Here is an 18,884-nt window from a genome sequence, read left to right on the forward strand (position 1 = left end):
TATTCACATTCAACCACACAATGTGACCTAGGACACTTGTGCGTCCATCACCGCCTACACGGGCCGCACATCAACAATCAACCCGTCGGGGCCAGCAGACACAGCAATGACGCTGCCCTCCACCGCCTCCCCCGCCAAAATCAGACGAGCAAGACGGTCGCCTATCTCCCGTTGCACCAACCGGCGCAACGGACGCGCCCCATACACTGGATCAAAACCGGTTTCCGCCAACCAACGGCGCGCATCATCTGACACCGTCACACTCATCCGCCGATCCGCCACACGCCGCTCAATCTCAGCGACCTGCATATCGACAATCTTCGTCAGCTGAGGCAACGTCAACGCATCAAACATGACCACATCATCAAGCCGGTTCAAAAATTCCGGCTTAAAGTGAGCGCGCACCGCCGCCATCACCGACTCCCGCTTCGCCTGTGCATCAGTGATCGGATCAATGAGGAACTGTGACCCGATGTTGGAGGTCAACACGAGAATTGTGGAGCGGAAATCCACGGTTCGTCCCTGACCATCGGTGAGTCGGCCGTCATCAAGGACCTGCAAGAGGATGTCAAAAACCTCGGGGTGAGCTTTCTCGACCTCATCAAGCAGAACCACCGAATACGGACGACGGCGGATCGCCTCAGTGAGCTGTCCACCCTCGTCGTAACCCACATACCCAGGAGGAGCCCCCACCAACCGAGCCACCGAATGCTTCTCACCGTATTCCGACATGTCAATGCGGACCATGGCACGCTCATCGTCGAAGAGGAACTCCGCGAGCGCCTTAGCAAGTTCGGTTTTCCCGACCCCGGTGGGGCCAAGGAACAGGAAGGACCCGGTGGGTCGGTTCGGGTCAGAAACCCCTGCCCGGGAGCGACGCACCGCATCGGATACCGACGCGACTGCTTCTTCCTGACCAATCAGACGCCCACCGATACGTTCTTCCATGTGGAGGAGTTTGTCGGATTCCTCTTGGAGGAGACGCCCGACCGGGATACCGGTCCACGCTTCGACAACTTCAGCGATTTCGTGGGCGTCAACGCGTTCACCGACAAGGCGTTCTCGCGTGTCTGTCTCGGCGGTGATGTTCTCAGCGGTCACGGCGTCGTCCAGTGCTCGTTGAACGGCAGGGATCTCGCCGTAAAGGATCCTTGACGCTGTTTCTAGGTCACCGTCCAGTTGAGCGCGTTCGGCTTGGGCGTGGAGGTCATCGAGTTGTTTGCGTAGTTCTCCCGCTTTGTTGAGACCACCGCGTTCGCGTTCCCATCGGGCGTTCAGTACCAGGAGTTGTTCTTGGGCGTCAGCGAGTTGGGCGCGCACCTCGTCAAGCCGGGTCGGGGCTGAGGCGGCGTCGGAGTCGCGCAGCGCGATCTCTTCCATGGTGAGGCGTTCAATAGATCGTTCCAGGGTGTCAATTTCGACTGGGGAGGAGTCCATTTCCATGCGCAGGCGGGAGGCCGCCTCGTCAATGAGGTCGATCGCTTTGTCGGGCATGCGTCGACCGGTGATGTACCGGTGGGACAGTGTTGCTGCCGCAATAACTGCGCCATCTGAGATTTCGACACCATGGTGCGCTTCGTAGCGGGGTTTGAGACCGCGCAGAATTGCGATGGTGTCTTCCACGGATGGTTCATCAACGTACACCTGCTGGAATCGGCGTTCGAGCGCTGGGTCTTTTTCAATGTTTTCGCGGTACTCGTCGAGGGTTGTTGCCCCGATGAGGCGCAGCTCTCCTCGTGCAAGCATGGGTTTGAGCATGTTACCGGCGTCCATTGCTCCTTCTGACCCGCCGCCTGCTCCCACGACTGTGTGCAGTTCGTCGATGAACGTAACGATCTCTCCGTCTGAGGATTTGATTTCGTCGAGGACGGATTTGAGGCGTTCTTCGAAGTCACCCCGGTATTTTGCGCCGGCAACCATGGCTGTGAGGTCAAGGGAGATGAGTCGTTTGTTGCGCAGTGATTCGGGGACGTCGTTTTTGACGATGCGCTGGGCTAGCCCTTCAACGACTGCCGTTTTCCCGACGCCAGGTTCTCCGATAAGGACTGGGTTGTTTTTGGTGCGCCGGGACAGCACTTGGATGACGCGGCGGATTTCGGTGTCTCGGCCGATCACCGGGTCCAAGGAGGACTCTCGTGCTGCTGCGGTGAGATCGATTCCGTATTTTTCTAACGCTTTGTAGGTTCCTTCTGGGTTCGCTGAGTTGCGATCTTTGCCCTGTTGGAGTGAGGGGAGTTGTTGGGTCAGCGCCTCGTAGGTGGCTCCAGCTTTGGTGAGGAGGTCGCCGGCTGTGCACTGTGTGTGGGCAATTCCGAGGAGGAGGTGCTCAGTGGAGACATAGGTATCTCCTGCTTTATCTGCTTCTGCGCGGGCACGTTGAAGAGCGAGCCCGAGGTCGTGGGACGCAGTAGGTTGGGTGACCGAGGTGCCACTGACAGTGGGGAGTGCGACCAGTGCGCGCCGGACATCTGCCCCCAGCGTCTGGGTGTTCACTCCGGTGAGTCGGAGTAGTTCGCTGGCGAATCCATCTGTTTGGTCAAGCAGTGCTGACAGCAGGTGGAGGGCGTCGACTTGGGGGTGGGAGGCGGCTGTGGCGGACTGAATGGCGTCACTGAGCGCCTGTTGGGTCATTGAGGTGTTCTTTGGTTCCATGTTCGTGCCTTCTGTACTCGTGTATGAGGTGTCTATGAAGAAGAACCCGCTCAAAGTTGAGTCTATTCCACTCAACTTTGATTTGCATCTCTCAGTCGTGTATTCCACCCCGCGTGAACCCCATGAACCGGTTAGTCTGTAAGAACACTGACCGCGGACCACACGGCAACCACCCCAAAACCCACGGGCACGGCAGAAGCCACCACCTCGTCAATGACGACCCTCAGAAAAAAGGCCACCATGCGAACCTCACCCCACACAACAGCGATCGCACGCATTGTCGTTGCCGCAGTGACGTTGGTCGCTCTTACTGGTTGCGTCCGAGTCCACACCGACCTCACGCTCAATAACGACAACACCGCGTCTGGAGAAATCATCTTCGCGGTCTCGGACGAGTTTGCAGAAAGCCTGGGCATGACGCCCGAGGAAGTCGCAGACGCCCTCCTCACTACCGGTGACGGCGCAGCAGACCAAGGCATTGGCGCCGGTGCCACGTCCGAGGAGCCCTACCAAGAAGACTCCTACACCGGGACGCGCTACGTGTTCGAAGCGACCCCCATCAACGACACCGCCAACGATGAGGCACTCTCCATCATCCGAGAAGACGATGTTTTTGTGGTGAGCGGAGTCTTCGAAGACCAGCTCTCTGACCCAGAACTTGCCGGACTGGAAGATCCCATGTTGAGTTCCATGGATGTTCGGTTCTCCATCACCTTCCCTGGTGATGTCATTGAAACCAACGGTGACATCGACGGGAAGACTGTCACCTGGACCTACACCCCGGGTGAAGACCTCGTCATGGAAGCACGCGGGGAAGCCACCGGATCTGGACTAGACATCCTCAGCACACCAGAAGGCGGTCTGCCAGGCTGGCTTATTGGACTGCTCATCGCACTGTCCCTCGTCCTCGTTGCCATTGTCGTGGTCATCATCGTCGTGATCAGCCGTTCTCGGCGCAACCAGGCCCACAATGATGGCCAAGTTCCCCCGCCTGGCGCGAGCCCCCTGCCACAAGAGGCAGGGACTATCTACCCTCAGGAACCACCAGCACCACCCACCAGCGGGTCCGAACCACCAGCACCACCGGCACCAACCCCGCCTGCAGCCACGGTTGACCCAGCGCACAACCCCACCCCCACACCACGCCCTGACGCCTCACCAACGGATCACGACAAACCATGAGTACCACGCCCTCCGCCTCACCCCGCGCCCCTGAATTTCACGATGACAACAGCGGCGTATGGCGCCGTGACGTCTTAGGTGATTCCTGGGTAGCCAGGACACTACACGTGGGTTGCGACGAGGAAGGCGCAGTCAATGCAACGCTCGTGCGGCGCACGGCTGGCCCACGCCACCGACGCGCTGTCCTGGCAATTCATGGCTTTGTGGACTACTTCTTTCAGGAGCACCAGGCCGAGTTCTTTGAGTCCCTAGGATTCGATTTTTACGCTATCGATCTGCGTAAATATGGTCGTTCCCTACGGCCTGAACAAACACCAAATTATGTGACAGAGCTCGCCGACTACCGTCGAGAGCTTGAGGCAGCTCAACACATCATCCGCGAGGAAGAAGGACATGACCTGTTTGTTGTCCTTGGCCACTCAACGGGTGGGCTGATCGCCTCGCTGTGGGCAAACGTGAACGACTCCATTGACGGTGTCATCCTCAACTCCCCGTGGTTTGACCTCAATAAACCTCAAATCGTCACATGGTTTGTTGACCTTGTCATGCCACTGGTTGCCCGCTGTCACCCGCGCCGCCCCGTGGGGGCGTTGGCCCCTCACTACGGCCGGGCACTTCACCGCGATTCTGGTGGACAGTGGGATTATGACTTGACGTGGAAACCTCATGACGGCTTTCCTGTTCGAGCAGCGTGGCTCATGGCGATCCGGCGTGGGCACCATGCCATTCGCCGAGGGTTGCACCTGCCTATGCCAGTGTTGGTGTTGTCCTCAACCCGGTCTGGTTCTGCCACTCGCTTTCACGAGGAACTCCTCACGACAGATTCCGTCCTGCGGGTTGAGCACATCCTTGACGGCGCTGAACGGCTAGGACGCGACGTCACCGTTGCCCAAGTTGACGAAGGCGCCCACGACCTGTCCTTGTCGCAGTCAGAGAAAGCCCGGCAGGCGTATTATGACCACATCGCGGCGTGGCTCACGGACCGCGGGTTCCTCGCTGACTAAACCCAAGCCCAGCAACTAGCTGGCAGAATCCTCTTCTGCGGCGTCTTGTCGTGTGGTGGTGTTGTGCACAACTGCCGATGCGCGCTGCGCATCTTCTGCTAGTTCGTCGCGTTCTAACTCGTCTTTGTTGAGCTGCCCAAGCCGGTAACCAGTTCGCCCCACCATGTGCGCAGACACCGGGGCGGTCAGTAGTTGGAAAATCACGATCAGGATAAGGAGCCCCACCACGCCCCAGTTGCGCACCCGCAGTGCTTCCGCAGTGAGCATAAGAATAAGCCCAAGCACCTGGGGTTTAGTGGCCGCGTGCATCCGGGCGAGAAGGTCAGGGAAACGCAGCACACCGACTCCTGCGGCCAACGTGAGAAAAGCACCAGCGAGCAAACACAGTGCTGCAACCGTGTCAGCGATTATCCCCCAGTTCATTGCTCACTCTCCATTTCTTCGCGACGGCGCCGAAGCTCCTCTTCACGAGCAATCTCCTGGGTGGTGAGAACACGACGTTCTTCAACTGGTTCCCGTGCTGCGAACCGTGAGATCGTCACCGACCCCACAAAACCCACAAGTGAGAGCGCCACAAGAATCGGCAGGGTGTCAGTCCGGCGGCTAAAAGCCGCCTCCAACGCGATTCCCCCGATCAGGACAGTGGCGAACACATCGAGAGCCAACGTTCGGTTGAGCATAGTTGGTCCGCGTTCCGCCCGAATAAGAGCCATGATGCCCGCTACCCCAAGCATCAGAGCACAGACCGCGAAAACAACGTTGAGTACCACAGTCATGCGTCGTCCTTCCCCCGTTGTGTCACGACACGCCCTTCGCGTGCAGTTGGAGCAACGACCGGCCCTTTCCGCCCCAGCGCAACACCCGCATCAGCAAGCTCCTCATCTGAACCAAGCGCACGTAACACCCGGGACTCAAGTTCCCACACCGTCTCACGGACCTTGTCGACCCCCCCTGAATGATCAATATCAAGCACATGCAAATACAACGTTGACGTCAACCGGTGCGCTTCAATCACCAACGAACCAGGGACAAGTGTGCTCATCTCAGCGGTCATTGACAGATACAGATCTGACCGAGACCGCAACTGAACGCGCACCACCGCACTTCGCGGACGATGCCACCACCGCAGCGCCAGGAAAGCCACCTGAAAAGATGCCCTAAAAACATCCCTGAGGAAGAGCGCCACCATAAGGAAGAAATACCAGGAACGCACCCGACCATGAAACTCTAGCGGCGGTAAGGGGAAGACCCTCATGATGAATGCGCCGAGAAGAGCGCCGCCTGCAACGTTCGCGAACGACAGGTCACCCCACAACAACACCCACACCACGGCCAACCACGCGACGCCACCCCACTGGATACGGCGGACAAGGGCTCTCATGACACGACCCCTTCCTCAGCATCCGCGTCCCGCAAGTTGGACTCGTCAACTCGCCCTGGACCATCTTTGTCAGTCGAGTGGCCATCTCCACGCCCTTCCGGAGACAACACCGCATCGACATAGTTCCGCGAATCCATCATTGTTGTTGCAGCCCGGTTCGCGTAATCGTAGAGAGGCCCAGCGAACACTGTGATCGCGAGCGTCACCAGCAGCAATGCTGCTGCTGGCCCCACCATGATGCGGGGAAGTTTCACATCAGGGACATCGTCTGTCCCTGGCTGCCAAAACGCCTTGTTCCAGGCTTTTACGATCGCGTACAACGTCAAGAGCGAGGCAACAACCGACCCGATCACCAGAACCCAAGCAAGCGGACGATCCTGAGCGGCGCCTGCCTCCAACAACCCCACTTTGCCTAAAAACCCGGAGAACGGCGGGATTCCTGCCAAATTCATTGCTGGGATGAAGAACAACACAGCAAGCCCAGGGGCAACCTTGGCAAGCCCTCCCAAGCGTGTCAGCGATGTCGTTCCGCCACGGCGCTCAATGAGGCCGACAATGAGGAACAGCGTGGTTTGCACGGTGATGTGGTGGGCCACATAGAAGATTGCCGCTCCAAGACCAATTTTTGACCCCAGCGCGATTCCAAAGACCATATACCCGATGTGGCTCACCAACGTGAAGGACAACAAACGTTTAATGTCGTTTTGTGTGACAGCACCGAGGATTCCAATGATCATGGTAGCCAAGGCTAACCACATCAGCGCATCATCAAGCCGCCCCGAGGGGAAGAGTAACGTTTGAGTCCTCATGATTGCATACACACCCACCTTGGTGAGTAACCCAGCAAACACAGCAGTCACGGGGGCCGGAGCCGTGGGATAGGAGTCAGGCAGCCACGAAGACAACGGGAAGATCGCAGCCTTGATACCAAACCCCAGGAGAAGGAGGATCTGCAAGACCAACGCAACGTCAGGATCAATCTCAGCTAACCGGACACTTAACTGCGCGAGATTCATCGTTCCCGTTGCTGCATGAATCATGGCCAGCGCCGTCAAGAAGATCATCGAGGACAGCAAACCCACCACAACATAGATCGCGCCAGCTCTGATCCGTTCAAAGGTGCCACCCAGTGTCAGTAAGACGTATGACGCCACGAGGAGCATTTCGAATCCCACATAAATGCTAAACAAGTCACCGGCGAGGAAGGCGTTGGAGACTCCAGCCGCCAACGCCAAATAGGTGGGGTGGTAGATCGAGACAGGTGCTTTGTGGTTCCCGTCGCTAATTCCCTGACCAATCGAGTACACCATCACGCTTAACAGAACAGTGGATGACACCGTCAGCATCAGAGCCGACAACCGGTCTCCCACCAGCGCAACTCCAACAGGTGCCGCCCACCCACCCGAATTCACAACGATCGGTCCTGCATCAACCACAGCCATCAACCAGGCGGAAAACACCACCATGAGCATCAGCGCAACCACAGAAATGACTTGTTGGAGGCGAGGACGACGGTACAGCGCAAGCGCAAGCCCAGCCGCGAACAGCGGAATCATCACCGGGAGCGGTACCAGCCAGGTGTAGCTCATGATGGCTCCTCCCCTCGTGCTGTTTCGTCCCGAGCTTCAGATGCTTCGTCATCGACACTCAGATCTGAGGTATCTGCGGTGTCGCTGCCTGCCACTGTTGGTGCGTTGCGGGCGGCCAACCGAGCAATTCTTCGGTCTTCAAGGTCGTCTTGAACCTCATCGTGACCGTGCATTTGCCAGGAACGGTACGCCATAGCCAAAATGAACGCTGTTAACCCAAAGGTGATCACAATGGCGGTGAGAATCATGAACTGGGCAAGCGGGTCAGCCATGTCTTCCTCCGCGGTGACCCCTACAATCGGGGCTCCCCCAGCCTTTCCTCCAGACAGCAGGAGCAAAATGTTCACTCCATTGGAGATGAGGATGAAACCTACGAGCACTCGCGTCAGTGACCGTTCCAGGAGGAGGTAGACACCCGCCGTGACAAACGCCCCCACAGCGAGAACCAACATGAGTGAAGGAACCATATCGGTCATGTTGAGGCCCCCTCTGTTTCAGGGGTGTCTATGTGTGTGTCGATTTCGGCCCCTAATGACCTGAGTACGTCGAGCACCAAACCAACAACCAGCAAGAACACTCCAATATCAAAAATAAGCGTCGAAATGAACTTCACAGTTCCCAGCAAGGGCACCGTGAACTCAACGATGACCGACTGCAGTACTTCACCACCCGCGATGAGGCTTACGAGCCCCACCCCAGCGGAAAGAAACAGCCCGATCCCAAGGAGCACACCCGGATTCACTGGGGCGGCTTCGCCGAGTTCGTACCGGCCGCCCGCGAGGTAGCGAATCACGAGTGCGATTCCCACAACGAGCCCACCAGCGAAACCACCACCTGGTGCGTTGTGCCCCGAGAACAACAGGAACATGCCAAAGAGCACCATCGAGTGGAACATGAGCCGAGTGACCACTTCGAAAATAATGGATCGCCGCTGCGGGGCTAAGGTGGGACCTGCCCGCAACCATTTACGGAACCGATTCGGGGCCGCGAGTTGAGATGCGCCTGTTGTGGTGACCATCTCGACGAACGTTAGGCGGTCCGTGTCCTTGTTGGGCATCGGAGCCATCCCGGCGCTCCACACTCGAGACTCCTCAATGACATCGTCAACGTGCCGTAGCCGGAACACCTCACCGGTGCGTCGCGACAAAAAGATCAGCGATGCAACGCCGGTTGCAGCCACCAGAAGAACGGTGATTTCACCAACAGTGTCCCAGGCGCGCATGTCCACGAGCGCCACGTTGACGACGTTCTTGCCCCCACCAAACTCGTAAGCCTCCGCTGGGTAGTCCACGGTCACCGACTCGTGGATTCGGGCGTTAGGAATGATCACAGCAAGGGCCATAGCAAAAACCCCCACGACTATAGCGAGTGCGAGCCGACCGAACCGCGATGCACGCAAAGGACGGTCCGAGAAATACGGCGGGAGTCGCCGCAACACCAACACCATGACCACGATCGTGACGGTTTCCACCAAGACTTGGGTGAGCGCTAAGTCAGGGGCACCGTGGAGCAGGAAAATTGCAGCGATGGAGTACCCACCAAAGCCCATCAAAACGATAGCTTTCACCCGGCGCCGAGCACGTGCCACAAGGATCACGGCGGGGACAATAACCCCGAGCGCGAGAGCTTGGGCTGGGGTGTCCCAGAGTTTGACCTGGAAGAGCTCAGGTCGGGTGCGCAGGAGTGCGTACCCTGCGACAGAGACAGTGAAAATGAGAATGATGGAAAGGTAGTAGGGCAGTGAACCGCGTTGGGTAATCGCGGTGACATCGGCTGCGGCGTCATCGAGGAGGCGCATGAAGCGCCGGTAGGCGCGTTCTGAGTCTTGTACATTGGGGACGGCGGCTTGGAAGGATTCCACGGTGCGTCGGGCCGCGAACAGCATGGCACCAACGCTGAGGATGGTGATGGTGATCCAGAAGGGCGCCCCGAATCCTGCCCATAGGGTGAGGTAGCCAGGGTCACCCGACGGGAGGGTGTGTGCGTACCCTGACAGTGTGTTGCCAAGCGGCGTGGGGAGTAGCCCGAGGATCAGCCCGGCCAGGGCGAGCACTGCTCCTGGCGTTTGGATGGTCCAGGAGGGGCGTGACATGGTGGTGGCGGTCACCAGTGACGAGTCGACGACGTCGCCTTCCGCGTTGTGCGTGGGCAGTGGAATGACTGGGCGTGTGGTTTTCGTTGCGAACGCACCCCACACAAATCGTGCCCCGTAGGCGACGGTTAATGCGGAACCCACAGCGATGAGCACCACAACGAGTGCGCCAACCCATTCGGCTTGCCCGGGGACCCCGTCGTGGATGATGCCTTCGAGGGCGGCTTCTTTGGCGACGTACCCGAGGAAGGGAGGCAGGCCCATCATGGAGGCGGCGGCGAGTATTCCTGTTCCAGCGACAACGGGCATTGCTTTACCGACCCCGGACAGACGCCGGATATCACGGGTTCCTGCTGATGCGTCAATCACTCCGGTGGTGAGGAACAGTGCCGCTTTGAACAGGGCATGCGCGAGGATCATGGTGACGCCGGCAAGCGCCGCAGATTGTGTTCCTAGCCCGACAATGAGGATGATGAGCCCCAGTTGGGACACAGTGCCGTAAGCAAGGAGGAGTTTGAGATCGTGCTGCCGTAATGCTCGGTACCCGCCAACAAGGAGTGTGCCACCACCCAGGATGATGACGAGCCACGTCCATACACTGATGGTGGAGAACATGGGTGTCATCCGTGCGATGAGGTAGACCCCTGCTTTGACCATGGCCGCAGCGTGCAAGTACGCCGACACTGGGGTGGGTGCTGCCATGGCGGAAGGAAGCCAGAAGTGGGTGGGGATGAGCGCGGATTTACTGGCTGCTCCAGCGAATATGCACACTGCTGCGGCCGTGATGAGTGGGCCGGTTGGCGGGTTGTTCAGAAGCGCGGAGATACGGAATCCGCCTTCTGATGCGACCCCAAGGATGACCACACCAACCAGCATGGCAAGACCCCCGGCCGTGGTGATCATGATGGCTTGCATGGCGGCACGTCGTGCAGTTTTGCGCTCAAAGTAATGCCCGATGAGCAGGTAGGAAAACACTGTGGTGAGTTCCCAAAATATGAACATCAGCAGGAGGTCGTCGGCGACGACGAGTCCTACCATGGAACCGGCAAACGCTGTGAGCACCCCGGCGAATCGGCTCAAGCCACTAGCTTCTTTGGCGAAATACGCACTGCAGTAGATGAATACTGCCACCCCAACACCGGACACAATCAGCAACATCAACCACGACAGTGTGTCGAGTCGCACTGCGATGTCCAGTCCAAGAGCAGGGATCCACGACACGACTGTTTCGGGGGTTTTCCCCGAGAGTACGGCGGGCGCGGACCATAGTGCATAGACAAAAGCACTCGCTGGAGCGAGTGCCATGACCACAAAAGCCTGACGTCCAAGACGATGCACAACCAGAGGTGCGCAGACAGCCATCACCGCATGAATAATGATGATTCCGAGCATGCGTTCTCCGTCCTTGCGGTGGGCGGATGGTTATCAACCTCGGGTCAAGAATATCAGGACGACAGTAGTTGACGCTTCATCTGTTTGTGTGACATTTCTTGGGTGACCTTACCCCCGTGATGACCGTAGCTGGCTGGGGTCCTTGAGGAACCCGTCTTGGTCGACGACTTCACCACCTGTTGCGGCATAAAAATCGTGTGCTAACCCGAGGATCACACCGGCCATACGGGTACGGTGTTTTCGCAGGTCAAAGGATGGTGTTTCGCGTTGCCAGTCAACAAGGTCGTCGGGTGTCCAGGCGAACCGGTATTCGATCACCCCATTGGCGACCCAGTCGAGGCCGTCAAGGACCGGGGGAACAACGTCCACACCGTTGATGTCGATGGTGACAAGGTTTCCTCCAGGGCCCTCATACACCAGACCGTAGGCGGAACGTTCTGCCGGGACAGCGAGTACCTCCCGGTCGGTGTCATCCGCGTTTTTGTGGATCAGAGAAATCAGGTCATCACTCAGTGGGGTGTCTTGACGCAAAAAGTCAGGCACAGGGGCAGGCCCATCCCAATCTGCTTCCGTGGGCATGTACCCCATAGCGGGGACGGTGATGTGTGCCAGACGAAGAGCCGCAGCGGGATCCAACCACACATCGGAGTAGACGGTGAGGTTCACGTTCGCTTTCGCGTCAGGGGTGACGCTGCGGTAACGCTGCGGGTCATCGTCGCGGGATGGCACCCGGCGTGGTGGCGGGGTCACCGCCTCACAGTGAACAGTCCCTTCCAATAGCCGAGCTAACGCCACCAGCAGGAGAACCTGACGCCCTTCCTCCCGGATAGGAAGGGCCTCCGCGAACATTCTGGCGATCCCATCGCGGTCCCCCACTCCCTCAAGTGGCGGCTCACCGCGTTCACGCCGCGTCGTTAAGGCGTACACCACCTGGGTTGTCGATGCGAACCCTGCCGGGTGCGGGTACGCTCGACCATCTTCGGCGGCAGCAAGAGGTGCGTACGGTCCGTGCACCACCGTACGCGGGGACATCCGTAAGCGGCCCGGCAACAGCCGAACCGCATCGGCTGTCCCGGCTTCCGCTGGAAGCGTCTCCCAGGCTGCACGCGGCACCCGGGACTGAATAAGGAACTCCAAGTCACCAGGGTCAACAAAGTCTGGCAGGGCAAGCAGGTGAGTGACGTCCCGCTGCCGCTCTCCGCCCCCCGCAAGAGCCGGTAGTGGGGTGGTATCCAAAGCAATGTGAACGGGTGAGTTGACCATTATTCCTGACGGGTGAATTAGACGTCTGACTTGTAAAAGTTCATGAAGGAACGTGAGGCTGTTGGCCCGCGTTGTCCGTGGTACCGCGACCCGTATTCATCCGACCCATACGGGTACTCCGCTGGGGAACTCAACTGGAAGAAACACAACTGACCAATTTTCATGCCTGGCCACAACAAAATAGGAAGTGTGGCCACGTTGGATAATTCCAAGGTCACGTGCCCAGAGAAACCGGGGTCGATAAACCCTGCTGTGGAGTGAGTGAGCAACCCTAACCGCCCCAGTGACGATTTCCCTTCGAGCCGGGCAGCTACGTCATCAGCGAGTGAGACCACCTCATATGTTGAGGCGAGAACAAACTCACCGGGATGCAAGATGAATGGTTGACCTTTGGTGACCTCAATAAGGTGGGTCAGTTCTGACTGCTCCGCAGCAGGGTCAATGTAGGGGTACTTGTGGTTATCAAAGAGTCGAAAATACCGATCTAGTCGGACATCGACACTGGAGGGTTGGACCATCTCTGGGCTGAAGGGGTCAAGGTCAACTCGCCCCTCGTGAATATAGGTTCGGATATCCCGATCGGACAACAACACGCCGCTCACCGTTTCGTCTCGTCATTGAAGGCTGAAATTGGGAGAAAATCGGGCCGCCGCCCCCTTTTCCCGTGCACCCCCTAGAAGTAGGGTAGCGCACAATAGCAACCCCCTTGGAGGGGGTGAAATCCCCGGTCTCACCTGTAAGATTTCCAGCCCTGTGCACACCCCTTGGAAGACCTGCGATGCGGGGTGACGTGACGTGGCGCGGTTAGATTTCTGACGCAATCAGTGGTAGAAATGGATGTGCATGAACCACTGGTTCGCTGGTGGCGTGCGTGCGCGGATGTAGTTCAATGGTAGAACTTCAGCTTCCCAAGCTGACAGCGCGGGTTCGATTCCCGTCATCCGCTCCACTTCATCAGGGTACGTGCCCCCGAAGCGTTGTCATCTGTTGGGATCACACTCGGTTTCTCTTGTCACTGGCCGCAGTGACGTTCACACTTTTTCCATGCGTTCCTTCTTTTCTTTCCCCAATCCCGTCAATGAGCGGGCTGCCCGCACTGTGGCTGCAGGTGTTGTTGCGCTCACCTGTGTCGCGTTGTTGTTTCGCGTCGAGGCGCTTGTGTGGGTCATCGCTGCGGGGTTTGTGGGACGCGTGTTGGCTGGCCCACGCTTGTCTGTGTTGGGCTTCGTGGCTCAGCGGGTGATTGCGCCACGGTTGGGTGAGCCCATTGCCGTTCCTGGCCCCCCGAAACGGTTTGCGCAAGGTATTGGTGCCACGGTGAGCGTGGGTGCGGTGGTGCTGCTTGCTGTGGGGTGGGACACGGCAGCGTGGGTGCTCCTCACCGTTCTTGTTGTCGCGGCGAGCTTGGAAGCGTTTGCGGGGCTGTGTATTGGATGCTGGCTGTTTGCGCACCTGCAACGGTTAGGAATGATCCCTGACGATGTGTGTGAGGCGTGCTCAGATATTCACAGTCCGCAGGCGCGGGCGGCGGCGCGCGAGTATGCGCAACGCCAGCAGTCATAGCGGCTCGCTTGTCCACACATTTCACCCGTGAAGGTTCTTGCGGCTTTCCGGACAGCCGCTCAACCACTACATCTTGTGGATAGAGATCCACAACCCACAAGATAAGGTGTGGACACCTGTGGATTAGCCTGTGGATAACTTCCCGACCACTCTCCCCAACCCTGTGGATACCACCAATTCTGTGGACAACCCTGTGGATAACTCATGGGTTGTTTTCCGCGAGAACTCAAGCTTTCCACCGATCACCTCGCATTACCCACAGAGTGGCACCCCGTTATCCACAGATGCGTAACCACAATCCACAGCTCACTCGGTAGCCTGTGGATAACTCACTGCAGTGCACCCTGCCCACGAACCACAAACCCGTCCGCCGTCAGGACCGTTCCAGAAAACTCAGCCTGCAACCGCCCCGCCAACCGGGCAATCAACGGCGCAATCCGGGACCGGGCCAACGCCAGCAGCGCATCGTCAGACGCACCCTCGTCCGCAGCATCAACACCAACCACCAATGACGCATCCGGACGCCACGACACCGTATACGCAAACGGGCCAAACTCACGCCACGGAACAGAAGCTAACGCAACAGGTTCAGTGGTAATGCGCCGCATCACCACACTGACCGACCCGTCATACTGCGTCTCCCCCACCACCTCCAACGACACCCCATCATGGCCACGCTGAGCCGACCGCACCCGAACACCCACCCCATGAAGGTGCGGGATAATCTGCTCCGGCTCCGCAAACGTCGGCGAGTACACCGTGAACTCCGTTGCCGGCGGCGCAACCGGACGAAAGTAGTCGTCATCCGAGAGCGTAGGCGCGAGTCGTTCAACCCATTGCGCCACGGCCCCGGCCGCATCGACACCCGGCCCATCCACCCGAACACAACCGCCACCCCCATGCCGGGCAACTGCGACCATCCACTCCTCATCGACCGGGCGATCAACCCACGCATCAGGAGGGGAAGGAACAACCCCGTACACAGCCAAGGTCTGCTCCCCCACCCGCACAGGACCAACGATGCGCGCCCCCGGCACTGTCCACACCGTCACCTGAGGCGCCGGGCCCGGAGAACGAGCCCCCCGGAACCGTGCCCCTACCGGAGTCACGTGGTGCGCATCGGCAGGCCGGTCCACGGTGAGGTCACGAAACCGAGCCCGCAAACTATCAGTCATATCAGCACGATGCGGTAGCTGGAGGAGATAAGCGGTCATAGCAGCTCCCTGGGTGAGGCGTGTGGGCGAGACACTAGCAACCGAGTGCTTCCACCGTGTTACCGTGGCAAGTCCATCGTGTTCTCACAGCGCTGACATCGCCCATCTCATAGGACATTAGGCCCACGCTTAACTGACGAAAGCGTGACAACATGTCAGAATGCCGAAGATCATTGGGGGCTCACTCCACGAACACCGCGAGCAAACACGCCAACGACTGTTCACCGCACTCGCGACCCTCATGGAGGAACGCGGCTTCGACGCCATCTCATTCGCCGAAATCGCCAACGCAGCTGGAGTTGGCCGAACAGCGGTCTACAACCACTTCGCCGACAAAGAAGCGCTCCTTCTCGGCTACATTCAGCACGAAACCACCAGTTACGTCGACAACTTACAACGTTCTATCCGCGACATCCGCAACCCAGTCGACCGGCTCCGCGCCTACATCCAAGCCCAAGCCCGCCTCAACCGCGTCTTCCACGTGACCCCCGGAGTTGAACTCCGATCCGTGCTCTCCCGAGGTGCAGCTCAACGGCTTCGCGAACACGTCATCATCATCGAAAACACACTGCGCGACATCATCAACTCAGGCATCGAGCTCGGTGAATTCCCTGAGCAAGACGTCGACACGACCGTGACCCTCGTCAACTCATGCCTCTCGGGGCGTCTCTTCCCCGAAGAACAACCCGCCCGCGACAAAGTCATCGCCGCCACCGAACTGTTCGTGCTGCGCGCAGTAGGTGCACGCGTACCCGCCCCCAGCGGATTCCCCAAACGCCCACCAAACTGGGGGTAATCAGCACAAAGCAGGCTCCGGAAGCGGGGAAAGGGCCGACCGAATAAGCTCAGGAAGATCCGCGGGACGCTGCGCGATCGCTGCCGCACCCGCATCTTCTAGCTCACCTGGAACCGCATACCCCCACCGCACTCCCACCGTGGCGATCCCGTGAACACGGGCACCCTCCACATCATGAAGCCGGTCCCCCACCATGACAATCGGGGTTCCCACAACAAGCCCATCAGGGCTGGAACGCACCGTGTCCAACGCATGAGCGATCACATCGGCTTTTGTCGAACGAGAGGCATCCAACGTCGCCCCGCACACCGCCACCACATACTGATCCAAACCAAAATGGCGCATAATCTGGCGCGCAAAAATCTCTGGCTTCGAGGTCGCCACCACAACACGGGCATGACGGTGCACCCGATCGAGCACCTCTACAATCCCGTCATACACCCGGTTATTGAGCATGCCACCATCAACAAACGCCACCCGGTACGCGGACAAAAACTCCGGCATCAGCTCCTCGCTGACACCATGCCGGGCCGCCGACACATGTAACGGTGGGCCCACAAAAGACCGCAGCGCCTCCTCACCAGGAACCGGCAGACCCAAGGTGCGGTAGGCATAGGTGATGGACTCGATGATGCCAGGGGCAGAATCGGTCAGGGTACCGTCAAGGTCGACGAGCACCACGTCATGCAGTTCACTCATACAGGGAAATCTATGTCAGAAAACGGCGCGCTTCGGTCCAATGCGATGAACGTCACCCGCGGAGTGACAGGTCCAAGGAGTCGGCACCGTCGTGAGACACCGTCACCGGCACACCCCAATCCTGCTGCGCCAAATGGCAGGCAGGAAACTCAATGGCAGGGTCATCGTCACAGCTCGCTGCTTGCGCAGTGACATGAAGAACCCCTTGCTCCACATCCGGGTTGATCCGCACCGTTCGAGTCAGCTCAACCGTGTCACCTGCCCCATCCAGGAGAAGGTTCTCCGGGGTCGCTGACACAGACAACCGCGTCGATGGTCCAAACCTGTCGTCATACTTTTGCCCCGGCGCAGGAGTGAACACAACCCGCAGATCCACCTGTCCGCCCCGAACAGCTGTGGTTGGGCGTTGGGTACGGTGAGCACCAGTATCCAAGACTTCCCCTACAAGCGACGCGGGAAGCGCCACACCTGTCAGTTGGTGCGCCGCCGACTCAACCACAACAACAGAAAGCTCACCCCCCTCATGGTGAACAACCATCCCCGATGGTTCCGCCAACCCAGAGGCCAAAGTGGACACCGTGCGTGTGGCAGGGTCATAGCGCCGCAAGGCCCCGTTATATGTGTCCGCCACGACAAGAGAGTTGTCAGGCAGGGCCGCTACCGCAAGCGGGTGCTGGAATAGTGCCTGGTCAGCGTCACCGTCACGGTGGCCGAAGTCAAACAGCCCCGCACCGACCGCTGTGTGGACTGTGTCCGAAGTGTCAATCCATCGCAGCGCAGACGTTTCCGAATCAGCGACCCACACCCGTTCATCAGCGTCAACACCAGTCACGGCAAGCCCTGAGGGTTGTGCAAACCATGACTGCGCCACCGGCCCGTCAACAAGCCCTTCATTCATGGTGCCGGCAAACCACTGGCACTGACCAGTGCGCGGGTCAAGCGTCCAGAGCGTATGGTTTCCGGCCATTGCGATGATGACCTGTTTCCGGTGCGCGGACCACACCACATCCCACGGTGAGGTCAGTCGACCCTCATTGTCGGGGCCTCCCACCATGTACTGGCGGCCATTTCCGGCAAGCGTCCCCACCGCACCCGTGGACAGCGACAGCGAGCGCACACAGTGATTCACCGTGTCAGCAACGACAACGTCGTACCCCACCTCAGCGGCCACATCGGGGGGCAGCACAAGAAGCCCGTTGGGTTCATTGAACTGTGCGGTGTGTGCTGGTCCGTCCACCAACCCCCGTTCCCCGGCCCCGTAACGGGCTTGTTCTGTCACCCCGTCAGCAGCAACGTGCACGATCTGGTGGTGGCCCGCATCGGCAACCAGGTACCCGCCGGCAGGTAGGGGCACTGCTTTTGCGGGGAACGACAACATGCCCGCCGTCGTGGGTGGTGGTACGTAGGGGCCGCTCCCGCGGTGCAGTGTTCCGCGTGCGTCGTGGTCCTCAATGAGTTGAGTGACAATCCGCGCTAACGCGGGTGCATGACCTTCACCGGCCATGTGGGCAACGATGTACCCTTCCGGGTCGATGACAACGAGGGTTGGCCAAGCACGGGCGGTGTAGGCCTGCCAGGTGGACAAAGTGGGGTCATCAAGAACGGGGTGAGCCACCCCGTAGCGTTCGACCGCAGCAGCAAGCGCGTCTGGGTCGGCTTCGTGCACGAATTTTGGTGAGTGCACCCCAATGATGACAAGTTCATCGCGGTGTTGTTCCTCAAGTTCGCGCAGTTCATCAAGAACGTGCAGACAGTTAATGCAGCAAAACGTCCAAAAATCGAGGATGACGATTTTTCCGCGAAGCTCATCAAGGGTGAGGGTGCGCCCGCCGGTGTTCAGCCAGTTCCGCCCGGTCAGGGCACTAGCACGGACGCGGGGAAGTGATGTGTGTGGTGTGCTCACCCCACCAGTGAACACTGCTGGGGGCCGCTGACGCATCCTGGCGATGTGATTGTTACGTCACATTGCCCGGTAGCGTCAGGTCGTTGCCTGTTTTTCTCACTGACCGATGCGCTGAAACGTTTCATTGGGTTCCCGGACCGTTGGCGGGCAGGCA

16 protein-coding genes and 1 tRNA gene are annotated in these 18,884 nt (G+C 59.0%); 5 read left to right on the forward strand and 12 right to left on the reverse strand.

Going from position 1 to position 18,884, the window contains the following annotated elements; all coding sequences use genetic code 11:
* Positions 1–54: 54 nt before the first annotated feature.
* Positions 55–2,652 carry an ATP-dependent chaperone ClpB gene (gene clpB / locus JDEN_RS12195; RefSeq protein WP_015772674.1) on the reverse strand — a complete coding sequence of 866 codons (2,598 nt, stop codon included), beginning with the start codon at positions 2,650–2,652 and terminating at the stop codon, positions 55–57.
* Between the two features lie 240 nt (positions 2,653–2,892).
* On the opposite strand from clpB, the gene JDEN_RS13920 reads away from it, so the two are divergent.
* Positions 2,893–3,834: an LppM family (lipo)protein gene (locus JDEN_RS13920; protein WP_015772675.1), complete on the forward strand. Its 942-nt coding sequence runs from the start codon at positions 2,893–2,895 to the stop codon at positions 3,832–3,834.
* Positions 3,831–4,838 (forward strand): alpha/beta hydrolase, encoded by a 1,008-nt coding sequence (locus tag JDEN_RS12205; RefSeq protein WP_015772676.1) that lies wholly within the window; start codon positions 3,831–3,833, stop codon positions 4,836–4,838. The genes JDEN_RS13920 and JDEN_RS12205 overlap by 4 nt, the downstream gene beginning before the upstream one ends.
* A 15-nt stretch (positions 4,839–4,853) precedes the next feature.
* On the opposite strand, the gene mnhG is transcribed toward JDEN_RS12205, so the two are convergent.
* The 8 genes from mnhG to dcd form a co-directional block, all read right to left on the reverse strand.
* Complete coding sequence (gene mnhG / locus JDEN_RS12210) at positions 4,854–5,261, reverse strand: monovalent cation/H(+) antiporter subunit G (protein WP_015772677.1); 408 nt, start codon at positions 5,259–5,261, stop codon at positions 4,854–4,856.
* Positions 5,258–5,614 (reverse strand): monovalent cation/H+ antiporter complex subunit F, encoded by a 357-nt coding sequence (locus JDEN_RS12215; RefSeq protein WP_015772678.1) that lies wholly within the window; start codon positions 5,612–5,614, stop codon positions 5,258–5,260. Before JDEN_RS12215 ends, mnhG begins: the two co-directional genes overlap by 4 nt.
* Positions 5,611–6,219, reverse strand: coding sequence for a Na+/H+ antiporter subunit E (locus JDEN_RS12220; protein ID WP_015772679.1), 609 nt, complete (start codon positions 6,217–6,219; stop codon positions 5,611–5,613). The genes JDEN_RS12215 and JDEN_RS12220 overlap by 4 nt, the downstream gene beginning before the upstream one ends.
* Positions 6,216–7,808 carry a Na+/H+ antiporter subunit D gene (locus tag JDEN_RS12225; RefSeq protein WP_015772680.1) on the reverse strand — a complete coding sequence of 531 codons (1,593 nt, stop codon included), beginning with the start codon at positions 7,806–7,808 and terminating at the stop codon, positions 6,216–6,218. The genes JDEN_RS12220 and JDEN_RS12225 overlap by 4 nt, the downstream gene beginning before the upstream one ends.
* Positions 7,805–8,284, reverse strand: a complete 480-nt coding sequence (locus JDEN_RS12230; protein ID WP_015772681.1) for a Na(+)/H(+) antiporter subunit C — start codon at positions 8,282–8,284, stop codon at positions 7,805–7,807. Before JDEN_RS12230 ends, JDEN_RS12225 begins: the two co-directional genes overlap by 4 nt.
* Positions 8,281–11,292: a Na+/H+ antiporter subunit A gene (locus tag JDEN_RS12235; RefSeq protein WP_015772682.1), complete on the reverse strand. Its 3,012-nt coding sequence runs from the start codon at positions 11,290–11,292 to the stop codon at positions 8,281–8,283. The genes JDEN_RS12230 and JDEN_RS12235 overlap by 4 nt, the downstream gene beginning before the upstream one ends.
* Positions 11,293–11,400: 108 nt before the next feature.
* Positions 11,401–12,555: a hypothetical protein gene (locus JDEN_RS12240; protein WP_015772683.1), complete on the reverse strand. Its 1,155-nt coding sequence runs from the start codon at positions 12,553–12,555 to the stop codon at positions 11,401–11,403.
* A gap of 17 nt (positions 12,556–12,572) precedes the next feature.
* Positions 12,573–13,148 (reverse strand): dCTP deaminase, encoded by a 576-nt coding sequence (gene dcd / locus JDEN_RS12245; RefSeq protein WP_041287942.1) that lies wholly within the window; start codon positions 13,146–13,148, stop codon positions 12,573–12,575.
* 282 nt (positions 13,149–13,430) lie between these two features.
* Here dcd and JDEN_RS12250 point away from each other — a divergent pair.
* Positions 13,431–13,504: transfer RNA gene (locus JDEN_RS12250), tRNA-Gly, on the forward strand.
* 95 nt (positions 13,505–13,599) lie between these two features.
* The gene (locus JDEN_RS12255) at positions 13,600–14,118 is read left to right on the forward strand and encodes a DUF4395 domain-containing protein (protein ID WP_015772685.1); all 519 of its coding nucleotides are present in this window, start codon (positions 13,600–13,602) and stop codon (positions 14,116–14,118) included.
* Positions 14,119–14,447: 329 nt separating this feature from the next.
* Here the strand turns inward: JDEN_RS12255 and JDEN_RS12260 are convergent, their stop codons facing one another.
* Positions 14,448–15,332 carry a hypothetical protein gene (locus JDEN_RS12260; protein ID WP_015772686.1) on the reverse strand — a complete coding sequence of 295 codons (885 nt, stop codon included), beginning with the start codon at positions 15,330–15,332 and terminating at the stop codon, positions 14,448–14,450.
* A 160-nt stretch (positions 15,333–15,492) separates the two neighbouring features.
* Here JDEN_RS12260 and JDEN_RS12265 point away from each other — a divergent pair, with 160 nt between their 5' ends.
* Positions 15,493–16,128 (forward strand): TetR/AcrR family transcriptional regulator, encoded by a 636-nt coding sequence (locus JDEN_RS12265; protein ID WP_015772687.1) that lies wholly within the window; start codon positions 15,493–15,495, stop codon positions 16,126–16,128.
* On the opposite strand, the gene JDEN_RS12270 is transcribed toward JDEN_RS12265, so the two are convergent.
* Both JDEN_RS12270 and JDEN_RS12275 read right to left on the reverse strand, forming a co-directional pair.
* Entirely contained in the window at positions 16,129–16,827 is a 699-nt protein-coding gene (locus JDEN_RS12270; RefSeq protein WP_015772688.1) for an HAD hydrolase-like protein, read from the reverse strand.
* A gap of 52 nt (positions 16,828–16,879) precedes the next feature.
* Positions 16,880–18,766: an NHL domain-containing thioredoxin family protein gene (locus JDEN_RS12275; RefSeq protein WP_015772689.1), complete on the reverse strand. Its 1,887-nt coding sequence runs from the start codon at positions 18,764–18,766 to the stop codon at positions 16,880–16,882.
* Between the last annotated feature and the right edge of the window lie 118 nt (positions 18,767–18,884).

The sequence above is a fragment of the Jonesia denitrificans DSM 20603 genome (assembly GCF_000024065.1).
GTDB lineage: Bacteria > Actinomycetota > Actinomycetes > Actinomycetales > Cellulomonadaceae > Jonesia > Jonesia denitrificans.

What these genes read in the sequence shown, in the direction of transcription:
- JDEN_RS12215 (WP_015772678.1), bottom strand. Translation starts at nt 5,614, where the DNA reads ATGACTGTGGTACTCAACGTTGTTTTCGCGGTCTGTGCTCTGATGCTT.
- JDEN_RS12225 (WP_015772680.1), bottom strand. Translation starts at nt 7,808, where the DNA reads ATGAGCTACACCTGGCTGGTACCGCTCCCGGTGATGATTCCGCTGTTC.
- JDEN_RS12260 (WP_015772686.1), bottom strand. Translation starts at nt 15,332, where the DNA reads ATGACCGCTTATCTCCTCCAGCTACCGCATCGTGCTGATATGACTGAT.
- JDEN_RS12275 (WP_015772689.1), bottom strand. Translation starts at nt 18,766, where the DNA reads ATGCGTCAGCGGCCCCCAGCAGTGTTCACTGGTGGGGTGAGCACACCA.
- JDEN_RS12220 (WP_015772679.1), bottom strand. Translation starts at nt 6,219, where the DNA reads ATGAGAGCCCTTGTCCGCCGTATCCAGTGGGGTGGCGTCGCGTGGTTG.
- JDEN_RS12235 (WP_015772682.1), bottom strand. Translation starts at nt 11,292, where the DNA reads ATGCTCGGAATCATCATTATTCATGCGGTGATGGCTGTCTGCGCACCT.
- JDEN_RS12270 (WP_015772688.1), bottom strand. Translation starts at nt 16,827, where the DNA reads ATGAGTGAACTGCATGACGTGGTGCTCGTCGACCTTGACGGTACCCTG.
- JDEN_RS12265 (WP_015772687.1), top strand. Translation starts at nt 15,493, where the DNA reads ATGCCGAAGATCATTGGGGGCTCACTCCACGAACACCGCGAGCAAACA.
- JDEN_RS13920 (WP_015772675.1), top strand. Translation starts at nt 2,893, where the DNA reads ATGCGAACCTCACCCCACACAACAGCGATCGCACGCATTGTCGTTGCC.
- JDEN_RS12255 (WP_015772685.1), top strand. Translation starts at nt 13,600, where the DNA reads ATGCGTTCCTTCTTTTCTTTCCCCAATCCCGTCAATGAGCGGGCTGCC.
- clpB (WP_015772674.1), bottom strand. Translation starts at nt 2,652, where the DNA reads ATGGAACCAAAGAACACCTCAATGACCCAACAGGCGCTCAGTGACGCC.
- mnhG (WP_015772677.1), bottom strand. Translation starts at nt 5,261, where the DNA reads ATGAACTGGGGGATAATCGCTGACACGGTTGCAGCACTGTGTTTGCTC.
- JDEN_RS12205 (WP_015772676.1), top strand. Translation starts at nt 3,831, where the DNA reads ATGAGTACCACGCCCTCCGCCTCACCCCGCGCCCCTGAATTTCACGAT.
- JDEN_RS12230 (WP_015772681.1), bottom strand. Translation starts at nt 8,284, where the DNA reads ATGACCGATATGGTTCCTTCACTCATGTTGGTTCTCGCTGTGGGGGCG.
- JDEN_RS12240 (WP_015772683.1), bottom strand. Translation starts at nt 12,555, where the DNA reads ATGGTCAACTCACCCGTTCACATTGCTTTGGATACCACCCCACTACCG.